This window comes from Streptomyces fructofermentans, from assembly GCF_014651055.1.
GTDB lineage: Bacteria > Actinomycetota > Actinomycetes > Streptomycetales > Streptomycetaceae > Streptomyces > Streptomyces fructofermentans.
Genome location: NZ_BMWD01000010.1, coordinates 216,259 through 236,409 on the forward strand (window position 1 = coordinate 216,259; position 20,151 = coordinate 236,409).

The window sequence follows — 20,151 nt, forward strand, 5'->3', positions numbered from 1 at the left end:
ACGGATGCACATGCCGCTCCGGACGGGACGGCGGGGCCGGCCCCGCACGTCGGGAAGGGTCAGCCGGTCAGCCCGTAGATGCTCTTGCCGGTCAGCAGCAGGCCGACGAGCAGACAGCCGAGCACGATGGCCTGCTGCGCATGGGCCTCCATCCAGCCGCGCAGCGCCAGCAGCCGCGCCTGGGCCCGTGCCGGTCTGAGGACCACGTACAGCTCGGCGGCCAGCAGGCTCGCGGTGGCCAGCAGGCAGAAGCCGAACAGCACGAGCCAGGTCGAGGTGTGCGAGGTGTTCGCCTCGACCACGGTGACCGCGCCCGCGGCCACCAGGCCCCAGGGCTGGAGGAAGACGGCGACGCCGGCCGCCGGCCAGATGGCGCCGCGGTCCAGCATGGCCCCGAGCGACGGCCTCGACCTCTTCCTACGCGGCGGGTCCTGGGCAGATCCGGGGGATGGTGCGGAGTCGTCCCGCCCGGTCGTCCCGGCCGTCCCGGCCGGCTCGGGCGACCGGGACACGACGGACGGGTCGGACGCCGTCGGGCTCCTCGGGCGGTCCGCGGCTGTCCCGCTCGGCGTCCGCTCCCCGTCGCGGCGCTGCCGTCGGCGACGGTGCCGGTGTGCGCCGTAGACGACCAGCAGCACGCCGATGACGAGTTTGGCGACGAGGACGCCGGTGGAGGGAGGCGACTTGGGCGCGGGCGGCTGCCCGCCGGTCACCGCCAGGACGATGGCGATCACCCCGACGAAGCACGCCAGCCAGCCCAGGATGAAGACGAGCCCCTTCCACACCCCCCTGGCCGACGACACGAGCAGCACGAAGGCCATGAGGGGCAGTGGGTCCAGGGTGATGGCAAGAGCGATGAGCAGGAGGTCGAAGACCATGGAGCCATCCCATCGTGCACGGAACAGTTCGAGCCTATGCAGGGCGTCGGGCCACCGCACCTCTGGACGGCCGGACCGCCGCCGTACCGCTCCTGCCGGCGGATTCGTACATGACAGCCCGTACGACGTGCCGTGCCCGGTGCCGTCGCGCACCCTGGTCCTGGGAAGGAGCTGAGCCATGACGACCTCCGCGCGGCTGCCGCCGGCACCCGGGATCCGCGGGCTCCGCCAGGGCGCGGCCCGTAGCGGCGCCTGATGCCGCCCCCGCACCTCGGCAAGGACCGGGAGGAGCCGCGCGGCGGGCCCGCCGGCCCCGGCCGTCCGAGGGCCGCTTCGCGTCGCCGGACCACCTCGGTGCTGCACGCGTCGTGGTGGCGCCGTCGGACGGGAGAGGTCACCGCGCGGGCCCGCGCGCTGCACGCCCGCGTGGAGACCAGGCTGCCCGTCATCACACGCCTGGTGGACCGCATGGTGTCGGTCAACATCTTCGACTCCGCGACCCGCCTCGCGGCACAGTGCTTCCTGACCGCGATCCCGCTGCTCTTCGTGGTGAGTGCCTACGCGCCGAAGCCGGTGCAGGAGCAGCTCGTCTCGTCGCTGAGCGCGGTCTTCGGACTGACCGGGGCGGCGAAGCAGCAGCTGGACAAGGTGTTCAGCTCGCCGGACAGCGACCTGCGGCAGGCCATCGGCGTGGTCGGCGGGCTGATGGTCCTCCTGTCTGCGACCGCGGTCAGCCGCGCCATGCAGAGACTGTGCAAGCGGGCGTGGGCGATACCCCGGTCGGGGACGCGGGTCGCCGCCTGGCGGTGGCTCGCGTGGATCGTCCTGTGGGTTCTCGCACTGATGGTGCAGGGCCCGCTGCGCGACGGGTTCGGCCTGGGAGCCTGGCTGGGCATTCCCATCACGGTGATCACGCAGACGGCCCTGTGGTGGTGGACGCAGCACCTCCTGCTGGGCGGTCTGGTCGGGTGGGGGCCCCTCCTGCCGGGGTCGGTCATCACGGGGGTCGCCGTGACGGGCCTCTCGCTGGTCGCGCACTTCTACATGCCCCGCGCACTGAACCGGACCCTCGCCGAGTACGGCTCCGCGGGTTCGGTCTTCGTCCTGCTCTCCTGGCTCATCGTGGTGTGCGTGGCCGTCGCCATCAGCATCAGCACGGGTGCGGTGCTGGCCAGGGAGCCCTTCCTCGCGCACCGCCTCGGCCCGCCGGACTTCCCGCCCGGGGACGTCCGGCGTACGTGATTCCCGGTGCGGGCCACCCTGCGGCGGGCGCGATACTTCCGGCGTGCTGCTGACATGGATTGCCGAGATCGCGGACGAACCACTGGTGCTGGAACCGGCCGACCGGCAGGTGGAGTGCGAGACGAACACCTGGAGGCTGGGCGCGGGACCGGACGACCGGGGATCCCTGTCCGTGCCCCAGGTGGTGGCCGCCCTCGAACGGACCGCGACGGCACTGCGGGACCGCATCCGCGACCTGGAGTACTCCGGAGACGCGACGTTCTACGTGTGGCACGACGTGCAGGCCGGCGCGCTGTGCTGCTCGACCGGGTCCGTCCCGCCGGACGACCTGCCGTTCGGCGGTGAGTACGTGCCCTCCGGCGATCCCGGTCCAGTCGTCGAGGGATTCCTGGCCGACGACGAACCGGGTGTCGTCGGATGGGCCGGCCTGGAGCCGTGCGGCGAGGAGCCGGAGCGGACCGGGGAGGATCCCGGGCCCGCCCCCTTCCAGGTCTGGGTGACCGATGTCGGAACGCTCGGGTCGTACCGCGAGGCCGGCGATCACCGGTAGGCCACGCGCCACGGCATGCCAGGGCGGGTACCGAGTGCCGCTCAGCCCTTCTGCCGCTCTGCCCCGGGGCGCCGCTGAACCCCGGCTGCGCGACCCGGCGGCACGAGCAGGGCCGCAGCCCCGATACTTCTCCGATGACCGACACGAAGCATCGCCTCACCCTCCAGGTTGTCGTACCCGAGGCTGCGCTGAGGGGCGACGGCGTGGAGTTGCGGCCGCTGGTCGACGGTCGGGACATCCTGGCCGTCGCGTTCACCGACGGGCCGGGCGAGGACCCCAAGTACCTCCTGCCGCCGGGCGGTCCGCTCATCGCCGGTGCCGAGCCGCACGAGGTGAGGTTGGCCGAGGCGAGCTGTGTGGAGGCCTGCTGTGGTGCTCTCTACGTGACTCTCCGGCGCGACGGCGACGACGTCGTCTGGAGCGACTGGCGCAACCCCGACCGGGACGGGGTCGATCTGCCCGAGTTCCGGTTCGACGCCGGGGAGTATCGGGCGGAGGTCGAGCGGGCGGTCGCCGACCGCGGTTGGGAATGGCCCGCGCGTACCGTCGCCCGGTTGTTGGAGCAGAGCCTCGTGGAGCATGCCGAATGGCTCGCTCAGTGGGAGTGCGAACTCGACATGGTGGAAGCCCTCGTGTGGGAACCCGACCGGATCGGTCTCTTCCTCTTCCATCCGAGCCGCTCGGTCACGCGCGGCCGAGACCCCTGGCTGCAGTTCCGGTTGGAACTCGATGTCTCCGAGGACGACCCGGCGGCCCAGGCCGCGAGGTTCGCCGCCGAGCTGGCGGCGGACGACCCGCGAATGATCGCCGAAGTCTGCGGCGGGTCGGCGCAGTTCGCGAGGGAACTCGGATACCGGTGGCCGCAGCGGCCCTGAGTCCCTGACGTCCGGAGCGTCTCGCCGCTGTGCCCCGAGCGGGGGCCATCACACCCGCGAGGATCGGCACGGCGGCTGCGGCGGCCTCGCCCGGACGAGTGGCCCGTACGGCTCAGGCTTCGGACCTGGTCCGCAGCGCGAGTTCCCACGTGGCACTCGGCTTGTCGAGGATCCGCAGCATCGCGGCCGGAGTCCGCGCGGCTGGGGCGCTGCCTCAGCCTGCGGCCGGCCCGGTGTTCGCGCGCTCGGTGACCAGTGCCAGTACGCGGCCCGCCACCGCGAGGTCCTCGACCGGAATCCCGGCGTACAGCCGGGCCGAGATCCGGGCGCCCTCCGCGGAGGTGTTCTCGTGCAGTTCGCGTCCCGTGTCCGTGAGTCGCACCCGGGACGCGTGCGAGGGGTCCCCCTCCAGCAGCTTCGCGGCCGTCAGCTCCCCGATCACGCCGTCCACGACCGACGCGTCGATCTTCAGTGACCCGGTGACCTCTCCGACGAGTTCGTCACGGCCGACGGAGCCGCCCGCCGCCACTACGGCCCGGAGTGTGACGCTCTGGTGGAACGTGGCCCCGTGCCGGGCCAGGACGTCCTCCAGGAGGGCGCGACCGGCGTGGTGCGCCAACGCGATGAGGCGTGGGTTGACCAGGGGTGACGGGTCCGTCGTGGACGGCGTCGGTGCGGTGGTGGTCATGACGGCTCCGTGTTCGTCTCGGTGTGCGGGTCGCAAGCTGGGTCGGGAGTTGTGCAGTCGGCGGCGATGGCGGCTCGGGGCGCGGACGCCCTGCGGATGATCGCCCGCCCTCCGATCCGGCAGGCGCTCCGGAAGCCGGGCCATGACGCGCGGGTGCCTGGCTCACGAGAGATACAGTACATGGCTACCATGTACATGGCTACTATTTGTGCGGTCGTCCGACGGCGGACTGCCGGCCGCGGGCCCGCGGCCACGACTGCGACCCCCGGTGCGTACGGTCAGCGCCGGAAGGGCTTGCTCCGGCCGGCCGCGCGTGCCCTGGCCCACGCCTCGGGGAGCTGCCGCTCCCGTGCCCCGGCCGAGGCCCGCTCCTGACCGTGCAGGAGCCCCCAGGTGAAGCCGGGCTCGCCCGCCCCCTGGGCGGACACCGCCAGGCGCCGCAGGGCGTCGCGCGTCACCACGCTGTCGTGCTGGTCGCCACTCACCTGCTGCACCGCCTTGACGCGTCCGCCGAGGCGCCGTGCGGGTTTCCCCAGCACCGGGGAAGCGGTCTCCGCCGCGTACCGGAGCCGCTTGGCGGCCTTGCGCGCGTCGTGGATCGCGGCATCGCGTTCCGGGCCCGACGCCATGTCGAGTGCCGGGTCCATCCGGCCCGCGAGTCGCCGGAACTCCTTCCGGAGCACCTTGACCATGACCTTCTCGGGCCTGCCGCTCGCCTTCGCCCGCAGCGGCGGCTCGTCGGTCAGCGACCTGAGACCGTTCAGCAGGCCCAGGTAGCGGGGCGACGCCAGCGCGTCCAGGGTGCGCCGCCTGGCGTCCGCCCGCTTCGCCACGTCCCAGGCTTCGAGACGCGCGTCGACCGGACCCAGCACCAGCTCCCCGGGAAGCTCCCGCAGGCCCGAACGCAGGCGCTCGCCCAGCACCTCGTGGTCGCGCTCCACTCCCAGCTCGTTGGCGAGCCACTTCAGATCCCGCCGTACGGGGGCGCAGGCTTCCGCGTCGAGCACGGAACGGTAGGAGCGAAGGCAGCCCCGCAGCCGACGAGCGGTCGTGCGCATCCGGTGCACGGCGTCGGGCAGGTCGCGGCGGACGGCCGGGTCGAGGTCGGTGAGATCGCTGACCAGCCTGCCCACGTAGGCCAGCACGTGGTCTCCGGCGGACCCCGGTGCGACCCCGGGAGCCCGACCGGACGCCGGCTGCGGGCCCGACTCGGTCTCGGCCAGCGCGCGGACCACCTTGGACGGGCTCTTGGCGCGGTCGACACCACTCCTGATCAGCACCTTCTCGATGCCGTTCAGGAGTGCGGTGTCCCCGCTCCCGGCGAGTTCGACCTCCAGCTCCCGCCATGCGGCATGGCCGCCCTCGTCGAGCAGGCCGTCCGCGGACACCGCGTCCCGGCTCAACTCGGCCAGCACGTCGCCCCGGGCGTCGAGCAGATGGTGCACGGAGCGGCTGGAGCGGACGCGTACGACCGGCCGCAGCGCCGCACCGCGCGTGCGGGAGAGGGCGAGGTCCCGCAGTTCCTCCGGCACCTCCTCTGCCGTGGACGAAGTCTGGATCTCCTCGCGGGTGTCGTCCGCCACCGGGAGCTTGAGATGCCAGCCGGCGTCCTCGCCGCCGGTTCTGCGGCGCAAGGCCGCGCCGCCACGGGTCAGACGGAGGTCGTCGGTGTCGTAGTAGACGGCGTCCAGTTCCACTACGCCCCGCTCCGCGACCGAGGCGACGGGGCCGACCGCGGTGAGGTCGGCCAGCCACGACGAGTCGTCGGAGGCGGGCGCCGTGTACTTGCGTTCGATTTCTCGTACGGATCGCGCCATGGGGAATGCGTACACGTAAATCCATGACCCAAACATTTTGCGCCGTATGTACTTATTCGGGATGTCTCTGGCGGTGCCCTTGGCGGTGCCCTTGGCGGTGGCGGTGGCGGTGGGGTGCGGGCGGGGTGGGGTTCAGCGGTGCGGGTGGCCCTGGTCGGGGTCGTCGTCGATGGTCTGCCAGCTCTCGCCGCGTCCGCTGCCCGCGGTCGCACCCTGCCCGGCGGCCTCGGGGGACGCGGACGCGGTGGTGTTCTTGCGGGCCGTGCGGCGGCTGCCCACGACGAAGGCGGCGAGCAGCGCGACCACGATGATCACGCCCACCAGGATGAGGATCAGCGACGAGCTTGCGCCTGCGGCCAGGTCGGTCGTTGCGTTCATTCCGGCTGGGTACCCCGGCTCGGCGGTTCCAGCCGTCGTAGTGGTCCCGAGCCAGTGCATCCGTCCCCCGTGGCGACCACCCCCGCCTCGGCCGGCTCGGCGGCCCGGTCGGACGGTCGGACTTGACCTTGACACGATGACAAGGTCTCCACTGGGGCCGAGGAGGTGGTCCCGATGACCATGGCGAAGCAGGAGCAGGAGCAGGAGCAGCGGCTGGCACCGGAGGTGGACGCCGCCGTGATCCGGGCCCTCGGGGCGCTGGAGGACACCAGCCCGACCGTGCGGCTGCGGGCGGCACTGGGAGCCGGTACGGCCCCGGACCCGCGATTCATCGACAAGTTGGTCGAACGGTGCGCCGTCGAGCCCGAGTTCTATGTACGCGAAATGCTGACCTGGGCTCTCACCCGCCACGCTGCGTCGATCACGGTCCCCAAGCTCGTGGACGAACTCCGGTCGGAGTCGGCCCAGGCACGGAGCCAGGCCCTGCACACCCTGTCCAAGATCGGGGATCGGCAGGCCTGGCCCGCGCTCACACCCGCACTGCTGGCCGACGCCGACGACGAGGTGGCCCGGAGTGCCTGGCGCGCGGCGGTCGTGCTCGCGCCCGAGGGCGCGGAGCCCGGCCTGGCCGAAGTGCTCGCGACCCGGCTCGGGCGCGGTGGGCGGGAGACACGGCTGAGCCTGAGCCGTGCGCTGATCGCGCTCGGTGAGGCGGCCGTGCCGACTCTGCACGCGGCGGCGGCGAACGCCGACCCGCACGTGCGCGAGCACGCGATCGCCACGGAACGCCTGTTGCGCGACCCGGATGCCGGATTCGAGTTCGCGATCGAGGAGGCGAAGCGCATCGTGGTCCTAGGCACGAACGCCCAGGAGGGGTGACAAGCAGTGTTGATCGGTGATGTGGCCCGACGTTCAGGGGTGAGCGCCCGCATGCTCAGGCACTACGACGCGCTCGGCCTGGCGCGCCCCACGGGACGTACCGGGTCCGGATACCGGGAGTACTCCAGCGACGACATCCGGCGCATCTTCCACATCGAGAGCCTGCGGTCGCTGGGGCTGTCACTGCGGGAGGTCGGGGACGCGCTGGACGATCCCGGCTTCCAGCCCTCGGCGCTCGTCGACGACCTGATCCGCCAGACCCGGGAACGCATCGCGGGGGAGACCGCGCTGCTCACGCGGCTGCGTCGGATCGGCGCGGCGGAGCCCTCCGACTGGGAGGACGTCCTCCAGACCGTGGCACTGCTCCAAGCGCTGGGATCCGAGAACGCGGGCAGGCGTCAGCGCGCGGCCCTGTCGTCGGTCGAAGGGGCTCCGGTGCCGGTGGAGGCCCTGGTCGAGGCGGCGTTGAGCGAGGCGGACCCCAACGTCGGCGGTGCCCTGCGATGGGCACTGGCGCAGTCGGGCGACGACGTGTTGGCCCTGTTGGCGGAGGGCCTCGGCTCCCCCCTCGCCGACGTGCGCGGGCGTGCGGTCCAGGCCATCGCCGAGATCCCGAGCCAGGAGGCGACCGCACTGCTGCGGGAAGCCCTCACGAACTCCGATCCCGCGGTCCGCAGATACGCGGCTCCGGCACTGGGCGCCCGCGGGGTGGCCGACGCGGTTCCGGCACTCGTCGACATGATCGTGGAGGGGGTGAACGACGTCGACGCGGCCGACACGTTGAGCGCGCTGGCCGCCCGTCCCGAGCCGGCGGACCGGATCGCCCGTACGCTCGTCGGCTTCCTCGCCCGCGGCAGCCTCGAACCGCCGGCGCGCCGACGACTGACTCAAGCGCTGGCGGACATCCCGGGAACCGTCGCGTCGGACGCCCTCGCGGAACTCTCGCAGGATGGGGACCGTGTCGTCGCGCTCACCGCGACGTACGTTCTGACGCTGCGCGAGGCGCCCTGACGGAGTCACGGGGCCGGCCGGGCCCCGACCAGCCGACCGCCCTGCCCTGCCGTCCTCCTGGAGCGCGCCGCGCCGATGCTTCCGACCGGGCGGCGGAGCCTTCCGGCAGGGGACTCCGGGCGTCGGCCGCCGTGCGCACCACGTCCCGTCACTCACCCGGCCAGGTGCCGAGGGCGCGGGCGAGCCGGTCGCTCTGCTCAAGGCTGATGCCCTGGGCAAGTCGCGTTCCGCATCGGGGACTTCCCGACTCGTCGCAGCAGAGGATGCCGGTGAACGGGCCCTGGCCGCCGGACAGTGGAGACGGGCCCTGCGGCGTCCAGGTGGCCGGCTCCCACAACGGATGCTCCACCAGCAGGGCTTCGGCGACGGCCGCAGCCCGCCGCGCAGGGGTTCCCACCCGGACCAGGGCGTCGCGAAGCACCCCGAGGGCGTCCTCGGGCAGGTCCGCGTCACCCAGCGCGGGCAGGAGGAGCAGAAGTCGGGCATGCGGATCCTGCACACCCTCGGCGGCGGGATCGGGTGTGCGCGCGATGTGGATCAGCTCCCGCCAGGCCAGGCCGGGGCCGGCCTGGTGGCCGTCGGCCGTGGCGAGGTGGCCGAGGCGGTCCCACGACGGGTGCGTGACGAAGAACTCCGTCCCGGCGTCCTCCGCGAGATTGCGCCCCAGTACGAGGACGCTGTGCCCGCCTGCGAACGGAATCCGGAAGACCGGCCGGCGGGTCTCGTCGCACAACGCCTCGTACGCCGCGTCGGCATCCGCCTCGTCCGCCCCGAACCACGCGGGTGCCGGCTCGGGTCCCTCACCGGTCTCGCCGAGCCACAGCAGATGGGCGGCCCAGAATCCCGGCCGGGACAGCAACTCCTCGCCGGCGACGAGCGGATCGTCCTCGTACCCCTCGATCATCATTCCCCCACAGCGGCGGTCGGCCCGGTCGCCGCTGCCACTGCCCTCGTGTCACGTCTGTCGGGCGGGCTGCCACAGCTCGACCCGGTTGCCCTCGGGATCGGTCACCCAGCCGAACCGTCCGACGCCCTCCATGTCCTGGGTCTCCTCGGCCACGTCCGCGCCCGCGGCACGCAACTGCGCGAGCATCGCGTCCAGATCGCGCACCCGGAAGTTGAGCATGGACTGCTGGGAGCGGGAGCCGAAGTAGTCGGTCCCGGACTCGAAGGTGGCGAACACCGTCGGGCCGTCCTCCTGGCGCCACAAGCCGTGCTCGTCGGCCTCCAGGCCGAGGCGGTCGCGGTACCAGGCGCCCAGGGACTCCGGGTCGGCGGCCCGCAGGAAGTACCCGCCGATTCCAAGCACTCGTTCCATGCCGTCATCCTGCCAGGACGGCGGGCGGGCGGCCTCGCACCGCGCGGCCGCCCGGATGACGCGGCGCGGCGGCGCCCGACAGGGGACGGCCCGCCGCACGGGGCAGGGCACGTACCCGAACTGCCGAGCGGCCGACGCCTCTTGGGCGCGCCCGGCCGCGGGTCCGGAGTCAGGGGTTCGACAGGCGCCTGCGGATGTCGTCGAAGTGGCGGTGCACGGCGGCCTCGGCCGCCTCGGCGGCGCCGTCGCGTACGGCGTCGACGATCCTCGCGTGCATGTCGGCCAGTTCCTCGCCGTCGGCCGCCTTGCCCAGCCCTTCCGAGCGCACCCGGTGGAAGGCGTTCCAGAACGCGTCGAGCAGCTCGCTGAGCAGTTCGTTGTCCAGTGAGCGGTGGAGGGTGCGGTGGAAGGCGCGGTCGGTCCGGGCCGCGATCTCGCCGTCCTCCCGCACCTCCTTGTGCATCCGCGCCACCAGCGCGTCGAGTTCGCGGAGGTCCTCGTCGGGGAGCCGGCCCGCGAGCTGGTGCATGAGCCCCGCTTCGAGTGCCTCGCGCAGTTGCAGCAGTTCGAGGAGGCTGCCCTGTCCGCGGCGGTGGCCGACCACGGTGCGGAACGCGATGGCCTCCGTCATCGGCTCCAGGGACAGGGTGCCGACGTATGTGCCGAAGCCGCGTCGGATCTCGACGATGTGCATGGCCTGGAGGGACTTCAGGGCTTCGCGCAGCGAGTTGCGGCTGATGCCGAAGCGCTGCATCAGCTCGGTCTCGGTGGGGAGCGCGTCGCCGGGGCCGAGAGCCTGCTCGACGATCAGTTCCTTGATCTTGTCCTCGGCGTCGGCGGCGACCGATCGCATGTGGCGTCCTCTCTCGGACCTTGACATCTCCTGCTCTGCCGTGTGTCACTCTACCAGGACGTAGGACATCCTACGTCCCACGTCCTACGTCCAATGCCTTCTGTCCCGCGTACTATGTCCTGGCCTTAGGTGTACGCAGCACCCATCGGCCGGGGCGCGAACAGCACGACCTGGAGCACCACATGTCATTCCCCACGCCCCTGCGCGGCGTCATCCCCCCGGTCATCACCCCGCTCACGGCGGCGGGCGAGGTGGACACGGCCTCGCTGCGCCGGCTCTCCGAGCACCTGATCACGGCCGGTGTGCACGGCCTGTTCCTGCTGGGATCGAGCGGCGAGACCGCCTACCTCACGGACGCCCAGCGGCTGACCGCGCTCGAGACCGCGGTGGACACCGCGGCGGGCCGGGTCCCCGTCCTGGCCGGCGTCATCGACACCACCACGGCCCGGGTCCTGGACCGGGCGGCCGACGCGGTACGCGCGGGTGCCGACGCACTCGTGGCCACGGCGCCCTTCTACACCCGTACGCACAAGGTGGAGATCGCCGACCACTTCCGCCGCATCCGCGCCGGCGCCGACCTGCCGCTGTTCGCCTACGACATCCCCGCCGCCGTGCACACCAAGCTGCCCCGCGACATCGTGCTCGACCTGGCCTCCGACGGCACCCTGGCCGGCCTCAAGGACTCGAGCGGCGACGAGGGCTCGCTGCGCCGCCTGATGCCCGAACTGCGCCGGCTCCCGAACGGCTTCTCCGTGCTCACCGGCTCGGAACTCACCGTCGACGGCGCGCTGCTCGCGGGTGCGGACGGTGTCGTCCCGGGCCTCGGCAACGTCGACGCGCACGGCTACGTACGGCTCTACGAGGCGGCCCGGGCCGGCGACTGGGCCGCGGCCAGGGCCGAGCAGGACCGGCTGGCGGCCCTGTTCTCCCTGACCGACGCGGGCGACCCGGCACTGATGGGCCCCAGCTCCTCCGCGCTCGGCGCCTTCAAGGCCGCCGCGCAGCTCCAGGGCCTCATCGACTGCGCCGCGACCGCCGCGCCGCAGGTACCGCTCGACGACGCGGCCGTGGAACGCGTCCGCGGCTGCCTCGTCACCGCCGGCCTGCTGTGACCCCCGACCGGGCCGCCCCCACCCGTCCCGGGCCGTAGTCCTGCCGAGAGTCTCCTTCACCCGCATTGGATTCGTCATGTCTACCGCGCGCACCACCCCCGCCTCTCCGCCCTGGTACAGAGAGATCGGCCGAGAGAAGTGGAAGTCGTTCTTCGCCGCCTGGATCGGCTACCTCCTCGACGGCTTCGACTTCGTCCTCATCACCCTCGTACTGACGGAGATCGCCGACGACTTCGGCCTGTCCACCGTCGAGTCCGCGAGCCTGGTCTCCGGAGCCTTCATCACCCGCTGGCTCGGCGGGGCCGTGCTCGGGGCCCTCGGCGACCGCTTCGGCCGCAAGAGCGCCATGGTGGTCAGCATCCTGCTGTACTCGGTGGGCACCTTCGCCTGCGGCTTCGCCTGGGACTACACCAGCCTGTTCACCGCCCGGCTGCTGATCGGCATGGGCATGGCCGGCGAGTACAGCGCCAGCGCAACCTACGTCCTGGAGAGCTGGCCCGCCCGGCTGCGCAACCGCGCCTCGGGATTCCTCATCTCGGGCTTCTCGCTCGGCGGCGTCCTGGCGGCCGAGGTCTACGAGCACGTCGTGCCCAGCCACGGCTGGCGCTGGCTGTTCTACATCGGCCTGTTCCCGGTGGTCGTCGCCCTCTGGGTGCGCCGCGCGCTGCCCGAGGCCGACGACTGGGAGGAGCGGGTCGGCTCGGCGGGCCAACGGCCCAACCCCTTCAGGCCGCTGTTCGCCGACCCCCGCAGGGCGTGGGCCAACTCTCTGATCGCGGTCGTCGCCACCGGGTCGCTCTTCGCGGTGTTCACCCCGCTGGGGGCGGGCATGGTGCCGGTGCTCGCCGTCGTGGCGACCCTGTGCCTGGTCGCCTTCGCCGTCCAGCTCGGCGGACGCAAGAGGTGGGTGCTGTTCGTCGCGCTCTGCGTGACCGTCTTCTGCGCCTTCCTCTACAGCTGGCCGGTCCAGGCCCTGCTGCCCACCTATCTGAAGACCGAGCTCGGATTCTCGCCGTCGCAGGTCAGTGACGCGCTCTACTACGCCGGGTTCGGCACGATGACCGGTTGCGTCGTGGCGGGCTTCCTCGGTGACAGGTTCGGCACGCGCGTCGCCTACGCCTGCACCCTGCTGGTCGGCATCGCCTTCGTCTTCCCGGTCTTCGCGGTCCGCGACAGTCCGCTGGGCCTGGGCGCCCTGCTCTTCCTGATGCTCGCCTGCATGCAGGGCATCTCGGGACTGCTGCCCCGCTACATCGCCGGACACTTCCCGACCGAATCGCGCGCGGCGTCCCTCGGTTTCACCTACAACGTGGGAGCGCTGGGCGGAGCCGTGGCACCGGTTCTCGGCGCCAACCTGGCATCGACCATGTCCCTGGGGCAGTCGCTCGCGGTGCTGACGTTCTCGCTGACGCTGGTGGTGATCCTGCTCATCGGCTTCGACGTCCCGCGCCGCCTCAACCGGCTCATCGACCCGGTCACCGTCCCGGACCACCTCACCACCGACGCGGCCGTCGAGGACGCCGGGGTGCCGGTCGCGGCCGGGTCGCGAACCGGCAAGGACGCCGGCCGCTGACACACCCGCAACCAGGCTTGGACCCCTCGGGCGACCCACCGCCCGCGGGGTCCGGCAGCCGGCTGCCGGACCCCCTTCCCCCGAAGGCGTCAGGTCCCGAACCCCGCCGACGCAGCCGCCGTCCACGGCACCCTCACGGGTTTCCGGGGACGGCGGCCGCGTCGGCCGTCGACGTCCCGCTCCCCGCACAGGCGTGCTCAGGCCGGTGAGCCCCCGTCCTGCTCGCCGTCGAACCCGTCGGCGGAGGTGAGGCCCCGTACGAAGGCGCGGAAGTTCGCGGCGAGGGGGAGGTCCGAGCCGTCGTCCGCATCGAACCAGGCGACGGAGGGCTCCCCGTACGGGCCGCAGGTCCGGTAGTCCAGCCCGATCCAGTGGTGGCCGTCGCCCGAGATCAGGACGACGCCCGCGGGCAGCCCCCACTCCTCGACCAGGTACGGGCTGTCGAGCATCGACAGCGTGTCCTCGCGCCGGCCGATCCCCATCACGAGGTCGAAGGGCACATGGTCGGGCGCCCAGGAGGTCGCACGACCGGTGGGGAAGGCGTCCCGGCCGGATGCGGTCAGGCCGCCGTTCCGCTCACGGAGGAGATCGAGCAGGGCGGCGGGAAGCCTGACCTTCAGCAGCCGCTCGGCCTCCAGAACCGCCCGGTCGGACAGGGGCGGCTGCACTCCCCGGTCGCTGCCGCTGTCCCAGAACGGGGGCTGAGGATCTTCGACGTCCGCCATGGGCGACATCGTAGGAGTCCGGCCCGGCGGCGCTTCGTCGGGTCCGGCCGGGTGCCACCGGGCCGCGCGTCACGTCACCGCTCCTGACGTCGGTGGTCCGCGCCCGCCGGATCGCGGGAGGCACGCCCTTCGGCTGGACCGGGGTGGGGAGGCGGCCGCCCGGTGTATGGGGCCTCCAGTCCCGGGAACGCGTCAGGGGTGGCCGGACGGCTCGAAGCGCCGGCCCTGGAGGACAAGGAGAGGGCCATGCCCGCAGGATCCAGCCCCAAGCGCGAACGGCAGTACGAGCACATCAAGGCGAGCGCCGAGGAGCGCGGTGTCCCCACAGACCGTGCGAAGGAGATCGCCGCGCGGACGGTGAACAAGGAGCGCGCCCGGGCGGGCGAGTCGAAGACCGCGAGCAGGACGTCCACACACGACAGGAAGTCCGCGCCCCAGCGCGGCGGGGAGCGGTCTCACAGTGGTGCGCAGGGCCCCACCAGGGACCAGCTCTACGCGGAGGCCAGGAAGAAGAACATCGAGGGCCGCTCGTCGATGAACAAGCAGCAGCTCCGCGAGGCGCTCGGCCACTGACGCGGGAGCCCTCGCACGCCGGGACCCGGGCGCTCGTCCGCACGGGCCCGCGCAACATGCGCTGCCCACCCGGGCCCGCGGAACCGGCGCAGCCGCACCGGCCCCCGGGCCACGCGGTCAGCCGACCAGGCGGTAGCGGACCACGACGGCGCGGGTGAAGTCGGCGTAGCCCTGCGCCCCGAGTTCGATACGGCCCGCCGCCCACACCTCGTCCGTGCCGGGAACCGGGGTGATCTCGTCGAGCAGGAGCTTCTGCCTGCGATCCGCCCCGGTCACCTTGCCGGAGACGCCGGGCGCGTACGGCGGACGGCCGATCCTGTGGGTCCGGCCCGCGGCGTCGCGCATCCTCGTGGCGCTCAGTACCGCCGCGGGAGGGTGCTCGCCGTTCGACGGCGCACGCCAGCGTGTGCCGTCGAAGAACAGGGTGAACGGCACCTCGTCGGCGGGGTAGTAGTCGCCGTCCTCGATGGGTTCCGGCTCGTCGCCCGACATGCCGGTCATCCACGCCCTGCCGTCGGCGAGGACGGTCGTACTCGTGACGGACGCGCTGAAGTCGTGGCCGTCGCTCAGTGTGAGTTCGGTCGGGATCGGCACCCGGTGCCAGCGGGTGCCGTCCCAGCGGGCGGACGCCGGTTGCCGGGAGTCCGGCGCGTCCTCGTGCGGTGGCGGCTCCGCGCCGGTCTTGCGGTCGGTGCCCACGGCCCACACATCGGTGCCGGTCGGGTCGGCGACGAGTCCCGGAGCCCGGAAGGGCAGCACCGTACGGGTCCAGTTACGGCCCTCGAGGTGCCAGACGGCGTCGTCGGAGCCGAGGACCCACACCGAGTCCGGGCCCAGCACGGTCACGTGGCCGACGCCCGGTCCGCGGGCAGGCAACGGCACGGCACGCCAACCCGTCGCGTCGAAGCGGGCGGCGAACGGCCTGCCCGATTCGGCGGACCCGCTCAGCCAGACGTCACCCGTCCCGACGGCGGTCAGCGACAGGTTCTGCATCTGTCCGCCGATCGCCTCTGCGATCCCGCCCGGCAGCTCGTACGGCTGCCAGGCCTTCCCGTCGTAGCGCAGCAGCGACGAGCGTGCGGAGGGGCTCCAGCTCAGGGCCCAGGCGTCCTTCGGTGAGACCACGGCGATGTCCGTGATCCTGTTGTCGTTCCCGAACTCCTCGGACACGTAGGTGTACGACCAGGATCGGAGCGCCTTGCCCGCGCCGCCGGTGGAGGCGCTCGGCCGCGGCTCCACCGGTTGCGGGCTCGCGCCTCCGCAACCGGCCACCAGGGCCAGCGCCAGGCCGAGGGCTGTTCGTCCAGCGGTACGTGGCATGTGCATCGCCGGATCGTACCTGGGTGCCGTCCGCCGACGGGTGAGGCCGGTTCGCCGTCACACACCGGCCCACCGACCGCCCCGTCGCACGGACGTGGTCACTCGGTGAACTGCCCGGCCGGTGCGGCGACCGTGCTCCGGGCCGGGCAACGCCCGAGACCCGTGGCCGGGTTCCGGGACGGGGTGCTGAAGGCGTACCTTCCCCAATGATCGGTCGACGGACATCGAGTGGGTCCGCGCTCGCGGCGCGGGTCGGGGAGGAACGCCATTGCTCCGGCGCAGTCGTCGAGCCCGTCCTGGGCCGCCGCGGTCCGGGAGCGGTGCCCTGGTCGAGCGGCAGGATGGCGCCGCATGAACCGTGACGCCCCGCAGCAGGAGGAGCCCGCCGAGCACGTCCGCTTCCGGAACCACCTGAGCAGGCTCGAACAGGCCACGGAGGCCGACGAGTTCGAGGTGGTCGAAGCGGTCCTCGCGGACCAGGACCGGACGGTGGCGCAGTCGGCCGTCCTGCGGCATCTGGACCGCCGAGCGCGCGGCCTCCACTCCGAGCCGGCCTACCCGTCCTGGGCCGAGAGCATGACCCGTGCCACGACGCGCCACCCGTTCCTGACCCGGCGCCTTGACGAATGGTCCCTCTTCAGGGCCATCGCGCTGGCGGAGCGGTGGAGTCCCGACGCCCTGCTCGGCGCGTCCGACTGGCTCCAGCTCAGGACGGCCGAGGCGCCGAACGCCGCCGCCCTCGAAGTCCTCGCCGCCCGCGGTCGCACCAAGCGCATCCGCAACACCGCCCGGAGCACCCTGAAGAGGTCTCCGTGAGCCGTCAGTCCTTCTTCAGCTCCTGGGCGAGCATCACGAGGATGCCGCTGGGGCCCCGGAGGTATGTGAGCTTGTAGACGTCCTCGTAGGTCGCCACACCGCGGAGCGGGTGGCATCCGTGCTTCGCCGCCGTCTCCAGGGCCCTGTCGATGTCGTCCACGGAGAAGGCGACGCGATGCATGCCGATGTCGTTGGGCCGCGTGGGCTCCGACTCGATGGCTTCGGGGTGGAGGTACTCGAACAACTCGAGGCGTCCGTTGCCGTCCGGCGTCTGCAGCATCGCGATCTTCGCGTGGTTTCCGTCGAGGCCGACCGCGGTGTCCGCCCACTCGCCACTGACCGTGTCGCGGCCGAGCACGGTGAGGCCGAGATCGGTGAAGAAGGAGATCGCTTCCTCGATGTCGCGCACGGCGATTCCGACGTTCTCAAGTCTGATGGCCATGCTTCGCATGCTACCGATCCGGGCAGCTCAGTCGCTGTCGAAGCCGCCCGAGTCCACCTCGGCGACCTCTCCACTCCCCACCCCCTCGGACACGCCGGGTGGTGCGGGCGCGTCGCGGTGTTGCGCCATCACCTTCACGGCGACGCCCGTCGCGGTGATCAGACCCGCCACGCACGCCAGCATCAGTGCCGTCCCGGGGACCAACAGGGCGGCGGACTGCGGGCTGCCCGCCTCCACGTCGTAGAGGGTGAGCAGCGCCAGCCCCGGAAGCACACCGAAGATCCACGAACCGCAGACGGTGGCCACGGTCAGGCTCTGGTGGAGCTCGGAGAAGCCGCGGACGTCCCGCGGCGTCGCGGTGCCTCCCGGCCACGCGACCGGGACGAGGGCGATCGCCTGGAAGGCCAGGCACACGAGTTGAAGGACGGCGAAGCCCGCGAACGACACCGGGCGCGACCAGTAGTGCGCCGTCCCGGCGAGGGCGGTCAGAAGGGTGCCCGCGTTCCCCACGACCACCCACACGGCACGGGACCGGGTGAAGACCGACACGGCGTGGAACTTGCTGTGCCAGAACCACGCCTGGGTCGCTCTCCGCAGCCCGCGATTGCCCCTGATGCCGTCGAACATGCGCCCGCCCCCGCTTGTCGCCACCGCCCTGGACCGAACTCATACCCACGTCGGCGAAGCCGCAAAGGGCGCGTCCTTTGCTCCCGGTGAGGTCCGGGAGGCGTTGCCGGCCGGCGCCCAACGGCCGTGTCAACCGGGCGGGTTCGGGCGGACGAGGCCGAGGTCGTACGCGAGGATGACCGCCTGGACGCGGTCGCGGGCCCCCACCTTCGACAGGACCCGTCCGACATGGGTCTTCACCGTGGACTCGGCCACGACCAGGCGTTCCGCGATCTCGCTGTTGCTCCAGCCCTGGCCGATCGCGCCGAAGATCTCGTACTCCCGCTCGGTGAGCGCGCGTATCCGGGGGTCGTCCCGCGGACTTCCGTCCGACGCCCGGTGGGGGAGGTGTTCGGCGTAGGTGTCCAGGAGGCGGCGGGTCAGGGCCGGGGCGATCACGGCGTCGCCCGCCGCGACCGCGCGGATTCCGGCGAGGAGTTCCTCGGGGCGGGCGTCCTTGAGGAGGAAGCCACTGGCTCCCGCGCGCAACGCCGCGTAGGCGTACTCGTCCAGGTCGAACGTGGTCAGGATGAGGACGCGGGAGCGGCCACCGGACGTGACGACCCGCCGGGTCGCCTCGATCCCGTCCATGCCGGGCATCCGAACGTCCATGAGGATGACGTCCGGACGGAGTTCGGCGGCCCGGCGGACGGCGTCACCGCCGTGCGCGGCCTCACCGACCACGTCGGTGTCGGGCGTGCTCTCCAGCAGCATGCGGAAGCCGAGGCGCTGGAGCGGCTGGTCGTCGACGATGAGCACGCTGGTCACACCGCACCGCCCCTGCCCGCCGATGGAGCGGGACGGCTCCGGGCCGCGGTCCCGCCGCCGGCCTCGGCACCTGTCCCGACTCGTGTTCCGATCCCCTGTCCCGCCCACGGCGTGAGTTCGAGGGTGGCCCGTAGCGTCCACCCGCCGTCGGGAGCGGGTCCCACGTCGACCGTGCCGTCGTAGAGGGCCGCGCGTTCCCGCATGCCGGGGACTCCGTGCCCCACCTCCGCATCCGTGTGCGGCCGGACGGTCCCGGCGCCGGTACGCCGCCCCGTGTTGTGCACATGGATGCGCAGCGTGCTGTCCTCGACGCTCACCGCGAGGTCGATCCGTGTCTCCGGACCCCCGTGCTTCAACGCGTTGGTCAGTGCCTCCTGGACGATGCGGTAGACGGCCGACTGGACACCACGGTCCAGCGTGTCGAGTGTGCCGCTGCTGTGGTGGACGACCCGCGGTCCGGCGGTCCGGATGCGTTCGCACAGGGCGTGGATGTCGCCGATGCCCGGCGCAGGGCTCAACTCGGGTGCGGAGGGCGCCCCGGTCTGCTCGCGCAGGACGCCGAGCATGCGCCGCAGCTCACCGAGTGCCTCGCGGCCGGTGTCGCCGATGAGGAGCAGGGCCTGCTTGCCGCGTTCGGGCGCGACATCGGTCGCGTACGCGCCGCCGTCGGCGAGGGTGATGATGACGGAGAGGTTGTGGCCGACGATGTCGTGCATCTCGCGCGCCACGCGCGCTCGTTCGGTGGCGGCGGCGAGCCTGCTCCGCTGGTCGCGCTCGATCTCCAGCCGTGCCGCCCGGTCGCGCAGGACCGCGAGCTGGCCCCGCCTGATCCGTACGGCAAGTCCGAGGGCGACAGCGGCGGTGATCGTGCTGAACAGGAAGAACAGCGCGTCCAGGAAACGCACTTCGGACGGCAGACGCACGGCGACCAGTCCCAGTGCACCGGCTGTGACCGCGCAGGCCGCCGGAAGCCGCCGGAGGTCTCCGTGCAGCACCAGGCTGTAGAGCGCGATGAGCACGGCGATGTCGGCGCGCAGCCAGACACCCAGCGCGAGTTGCAGCAGGAACACGGAGATGACCACGCCGAAGGCGAGGGAGGGCTTCCGGCGCCGCCACAGCAGGGGCAGCACCAGTCCGGCCTGCAGCGCGAGCGTCCCCGGCCAGGGCAGGTCGACGAACTCGGTGTCCAGGCCGTGCCGTGCGTCATCGTCGTCGTCGTTGACCAGTTCCGACACGCAGAACAGCAGTGTCACGACAGCCGTCACCGTGGCGTCGAGAACCCAGGGCCGGGCCCGGTCGCCCCGCTTGAGGCGGCGGCCGAGCCGGGACAGCGCACGGGCCAGCGGATGGTTCCACGGCAGGTCCGTCTCGGTGAAGGGCGGGCCGTCCGCCGCCACCGGCCGGGCGGTGTCGTCGATCGTCATGGGGTCACCGGTCCGTGCTCATGGGTGTCACCTGTCCATTGTGTGCGGGGGGGGGCGTCGTCGTACGCGCCCGCCTGCGTCAAGGTCCGAACCCGGGCACCGCGGGTGCGTCGCGTGCGTCGGGTGCGACCGGCACGGCGCCCGTACGGGAGGACCCGTGCGGCCGCCGTGCCGGTCGTCGCGTCGGCCTTCCGGTGCCGGCCGGGGGCCGCGGACGGCGGACGCCGGACTTCAAGCGTCAGG

The 20,151-nt window shown here is 72.5% G+C and carries 22 protein-coding genes; 9 read left to right on the plus strand and 13 right to left on the minus strand.

What is annotated here, in order from left to right; genetic code table 11:
* Positions 1-59 precede the first annotated feature (59 nt).
* Positions 60-878: a GAP family protein gene (locus IE265_RS16850; RefSeq protein ID WP_190036383.1), complete on the minus strand. Its 819-nt coding sequence runs from the start codon at positions 876-878 to the stop codon at positions 60-62.
* Between the two features lie 255 nt (positions 879-1,133).
* Between IE265_RS16850 and IE265_RS16855 the strand changes: the two genes are divergently transcribed.
* The 3 genes from IE265_RS16855 to IE265_RS16865 all read left to right on the plus strand — a co-directional run bounded on the left by IE265_RS16855 (position 1,134) and on the right by IE265_RS16865 (position 3,545).
* Positions 1,134-2,120: a YhjD/YihY/BrkB family envelope integrity protein gene (locus tag IE265_RS16855; RefSeq protein ID WP_190036384.1), complete on the plus strand. Its 987-nt coding sequence runs from the start codon at positions 1,134-1,136 to the stop codon at positions 2,118-2,120.
* A gap of 43 nt (positions 2,121-2,163) precedes the next feature.
* Positions 2,164-2,670 (plus strand): hypothetical protein, encoded by a 507-nt coding sequence (locus tag IE265_RS16860; protein ID WP_190036385.1) that lies wholly within the window; start codon positions 2,164-2,166, stop codon positions 2,668-2,670.
* 134 nt (positions 2,671-2,804) lie between these two features.
* Positions 2,805-3,545 (plus strand): hypothetical protein, encoded by a 741-nt coding sequence (locus tag IE265_RS16865; RefSeq protein ID WP_229916232.1) that lies wholly within the window; start codon positions 2,805-2,807, stop codon positions 3,543-3,545.
* Between the two features lie 214 nt (positions 3,546-3,759).
* Here the strand turns inward: IE265_RS16865 and IE265_RS16870 are convergent, their stop codons facing one another.
* The 3 genes from IE265_RS16870 to IE265_RS16880 all read right to left on the minus strand — a co-directional run bounded on the left by IE265_RS16870 (position 3,760) and on the right by IE265_RS16880 (position 6,428).
* Positions 3,760-4,233: a MarR family winged helix-turn-helix transcriptional regulator gene (locus IE265_RS16870; protein ID WP_190036386.1), complete on the minus strand. Its 474-nt coding sequence runs from the start codon at positions 4,231-4,233 to the stop codon at positions 3,760-3,762.
* Between the two features lie 278 nt (positions 4,234-4,511).
* On the minus strand, positions 4,512-6,050 hold the full coding sequence (locus IE265_RS16875; protein ID WP_190036387.1) for a CYTH and CHAD domain-containing protein: 1,539 nt from the start codon (positions 6,048-6,050) through the stop codon (positions 4,512-4,514).
* A 132-nt stretch (positions 6,051-6,182) separates the two neighbouring features.
* Positions 6,183-6,428, minus strand: coding sequence for a DUF6479 family protein (locus tag IE265_RS16880; protein WP_190036388.1), 246 nt, complete (start codon positions 6,426-6,428; stop codon positions 6,183-6,185).
* 174 nt (positions 6,429-6,602) lie between these two features.
* On the opposite strand from IE265_RS16880, the gene IE265_RS16885 reads away from it, so the two are divergent.
* Complete coding sequence (locus tag IE265_RS16885) at positions 6,603-7,307, plus strand: HEAT repeat domain-containing protein (protein WP_373302970.1); 705 nt, start codon at positions 6,603-6,605, stop codon at positions 7,305-7,307.
* 6 nt (positions 7,308-7,313) lie between these two features.
* Positions 7,314-8,318, plus strand: a complete 1,005-nt coding sequence (locus IE265_RS16890) for a HEAT repeat domain-containing protein (protein ID WP_190036389.1) — start codon at positions 7,314-7,316, stop codon at positions 8,316-8,318.
* 148 nt (positions 8,319-8,466) lie between these two features.
* Here IE265_RS16890 and IE265_RS16895 read toward each other — a convergent pair whose 3' ends face one another.
* From IE265_RS16895 to IE265_RS16905, 3 genes are all read right to left on the minus strand, one after another.
* Positions 8,467-9,225 (minus strand): hypothetical protein, encoded by a 759-nt coding sequence (locus IE265_RS16895; RefSeq protein WP_190036390.1) that lies wholly within the window; start codon positions 9,223-9,225, stop codon positions 8,467-8,469.
* 48 nt (positions 9,226-9,273) lie between these two features.
* Positions 9,274-9,636: a VOC family protein gene (locus IE265_RS16900; protein ID WP_190036391.1), complete on the minus strand. Its 363-nt coding sequence runs from the start codon at positions 9,634-9,636 to the stop codon at positions 9,274-9,276.
* 169 nt (positions 9,637-9,805) lie between these two features.
* Complete coding sequence (locus IE265_RS16905; protein WP_190036392.1) at positions 9,806-10,489, minus strand: FadR/GntR family transcriptional regulator; 684 nt, start codon at positions 10,487-10,489, stop codon at positions 9,806-9,808.
* A gap of 182 nt (positions 10,490-10,671) precedes the next feature.
* On the opposite strand from IE265_RS16905, the gene IE265_RS16910 reads away from it, so the two are divergent.
* Positions 10,672-11,601 carry a dihydrodipicolinate synthase family protein gene (locus tag IE265_RS16910; protein WP_190036393.1) on the plus strand — a complete coding sequence of 310 codons (930 nt, stop codon included), beginning with the start codon at positions 10,672-10,674 and terminating at the stop codon, positions 11,599-11,601.
* Positions 11,602-11,677: 76 nt separating this feature from the next.
* The gene (locus tag IE265_RS16915) at positions 11,678-13,174 is read left to right on the plus strand and encodes a sialate:H+ symport family MFS transporter (protein WP_190036394.1); all 1,497 of its coding nucleotides are present in this window, start codon (positions 11,678-11,680) and stop codon (positions 13,172-13,174) included.
* 197 nt (positions 13,175-13,371) lie between these two features.
* Here the strand turns inward: IE265_RS16915 and IE265_RS16920 are convergent, their stop codons facing one another.
* Positions 13,372-13,899, minus strand: a complete 528-nt coding sequence (locus tag IE265_RS16920) for an SMI1/KNR4 family protein (protein ID WP_190036395.1) — start codon at positions 13,897-13,899, stop codon at positions 13,372-13,374.
* A gap of 246 nt (positions 13,900-14,145) precedes the next feature.
* Here IE265_RS16920 and IE265_RS16925 point away from each other — a divergent pair, with 246 nt between their 5' ends.
* Entirely contained in the window at positions 14,146-14,472 is a 327-nt protein-coding gene (locus tag IE265_RS16925; protein ID WP_190036396.1) for a plasmid stabilization protein, read from the plus strand.
* Between the two features lie 117 nt (positions 14,473-14,589).
* Here IE265_RS16925 and IE265_RS16930 read toward each other — a convergent pair whose 3' ends face one another.
* Positions 14,590-15,798: a hypothetical protein gene (locus IE265_RS16930; RefSeq protein ID WP_190036397.1), complete on the minus strand. Its 1,209-nt coding sequence runs from the start codon at positions 15,796-15,798 to the stop codon at positions 14,590-14,592.
* Between the two features lie 345 nt (positions 15,799-16,143).
* Here IE265_RS16930 and IE265_RS16935 point away from each other — a divergent pair, with 345 nt between their 5' ends.
* On the plus strand, positions 16,144-16,608 hold the full coding sequence (locus IE265_RS16935; protein WP_190036398.1) for a hypothetical protein: 465 nt from the start codon (positions 16,144-16,146) through the stop codon (positions 16,606-16,608).
* Positions 16,609-16,612: 4 nt separating this feature from the next.
* Here IE265_RS16935 and IE265_RS16940 read toward each other — a convergent pair whose 3' ends face one another.
* The 4 genes from IE265_RS16940 to IE265_RS16955 all read right to left on the minus strand — a co-directional run bounded on the left by IE265_RS16940 (position 16,613) and on the right by IE265_RS16955 (position 19,908).
* A complete protein-coding gene (locus IE265_RS16940) occupies positions 16,613-17,050 on the minus strand; it encodes a VOC family protein (RefSeq protein ID WP_190036399.1) in 438 nt (145 codons plus the stop codon).
* Positions 17,051-17,077: 27 nt separating this feature from the next.
* Complete coding sequence (locus tag IE265_RS16945; protein WP_190036400.1) at positions 17,078-17,677, minus strand: hypothetical protein; 600 nt, start codon at positions 17,675-17,677, stop codon at positions 17,078-17,080.
* Between the two features lie 129 nt (positions 17,678-17,806).
* Positions 17,807-18,484, minus strand: a complete 678-nt coding sequence (locus tag IE265_RS16950; protein ID WP_190036401.1) for a response regulator — start codon at positions 18,482-18,484, stop codon at positions 17,807-17,809.
* Positions 18,481-19,908: a sensor histidine kinase gene (locus tag IE265_RS16955; protein WP_190036402.1), complete on the minus strand. Its 1,428-nt coding sequence runs from the start codon at positions 19,906-19,908 to the stop codon at positions 18,481-18,483. The genes IE265_RS16950 and IE265_RS16955 overlap by 4 nt, the downstream gene beginning before the upstream one ends.
* Positions 19,909-20,151 lie beyond the last annotated feature (243 nt).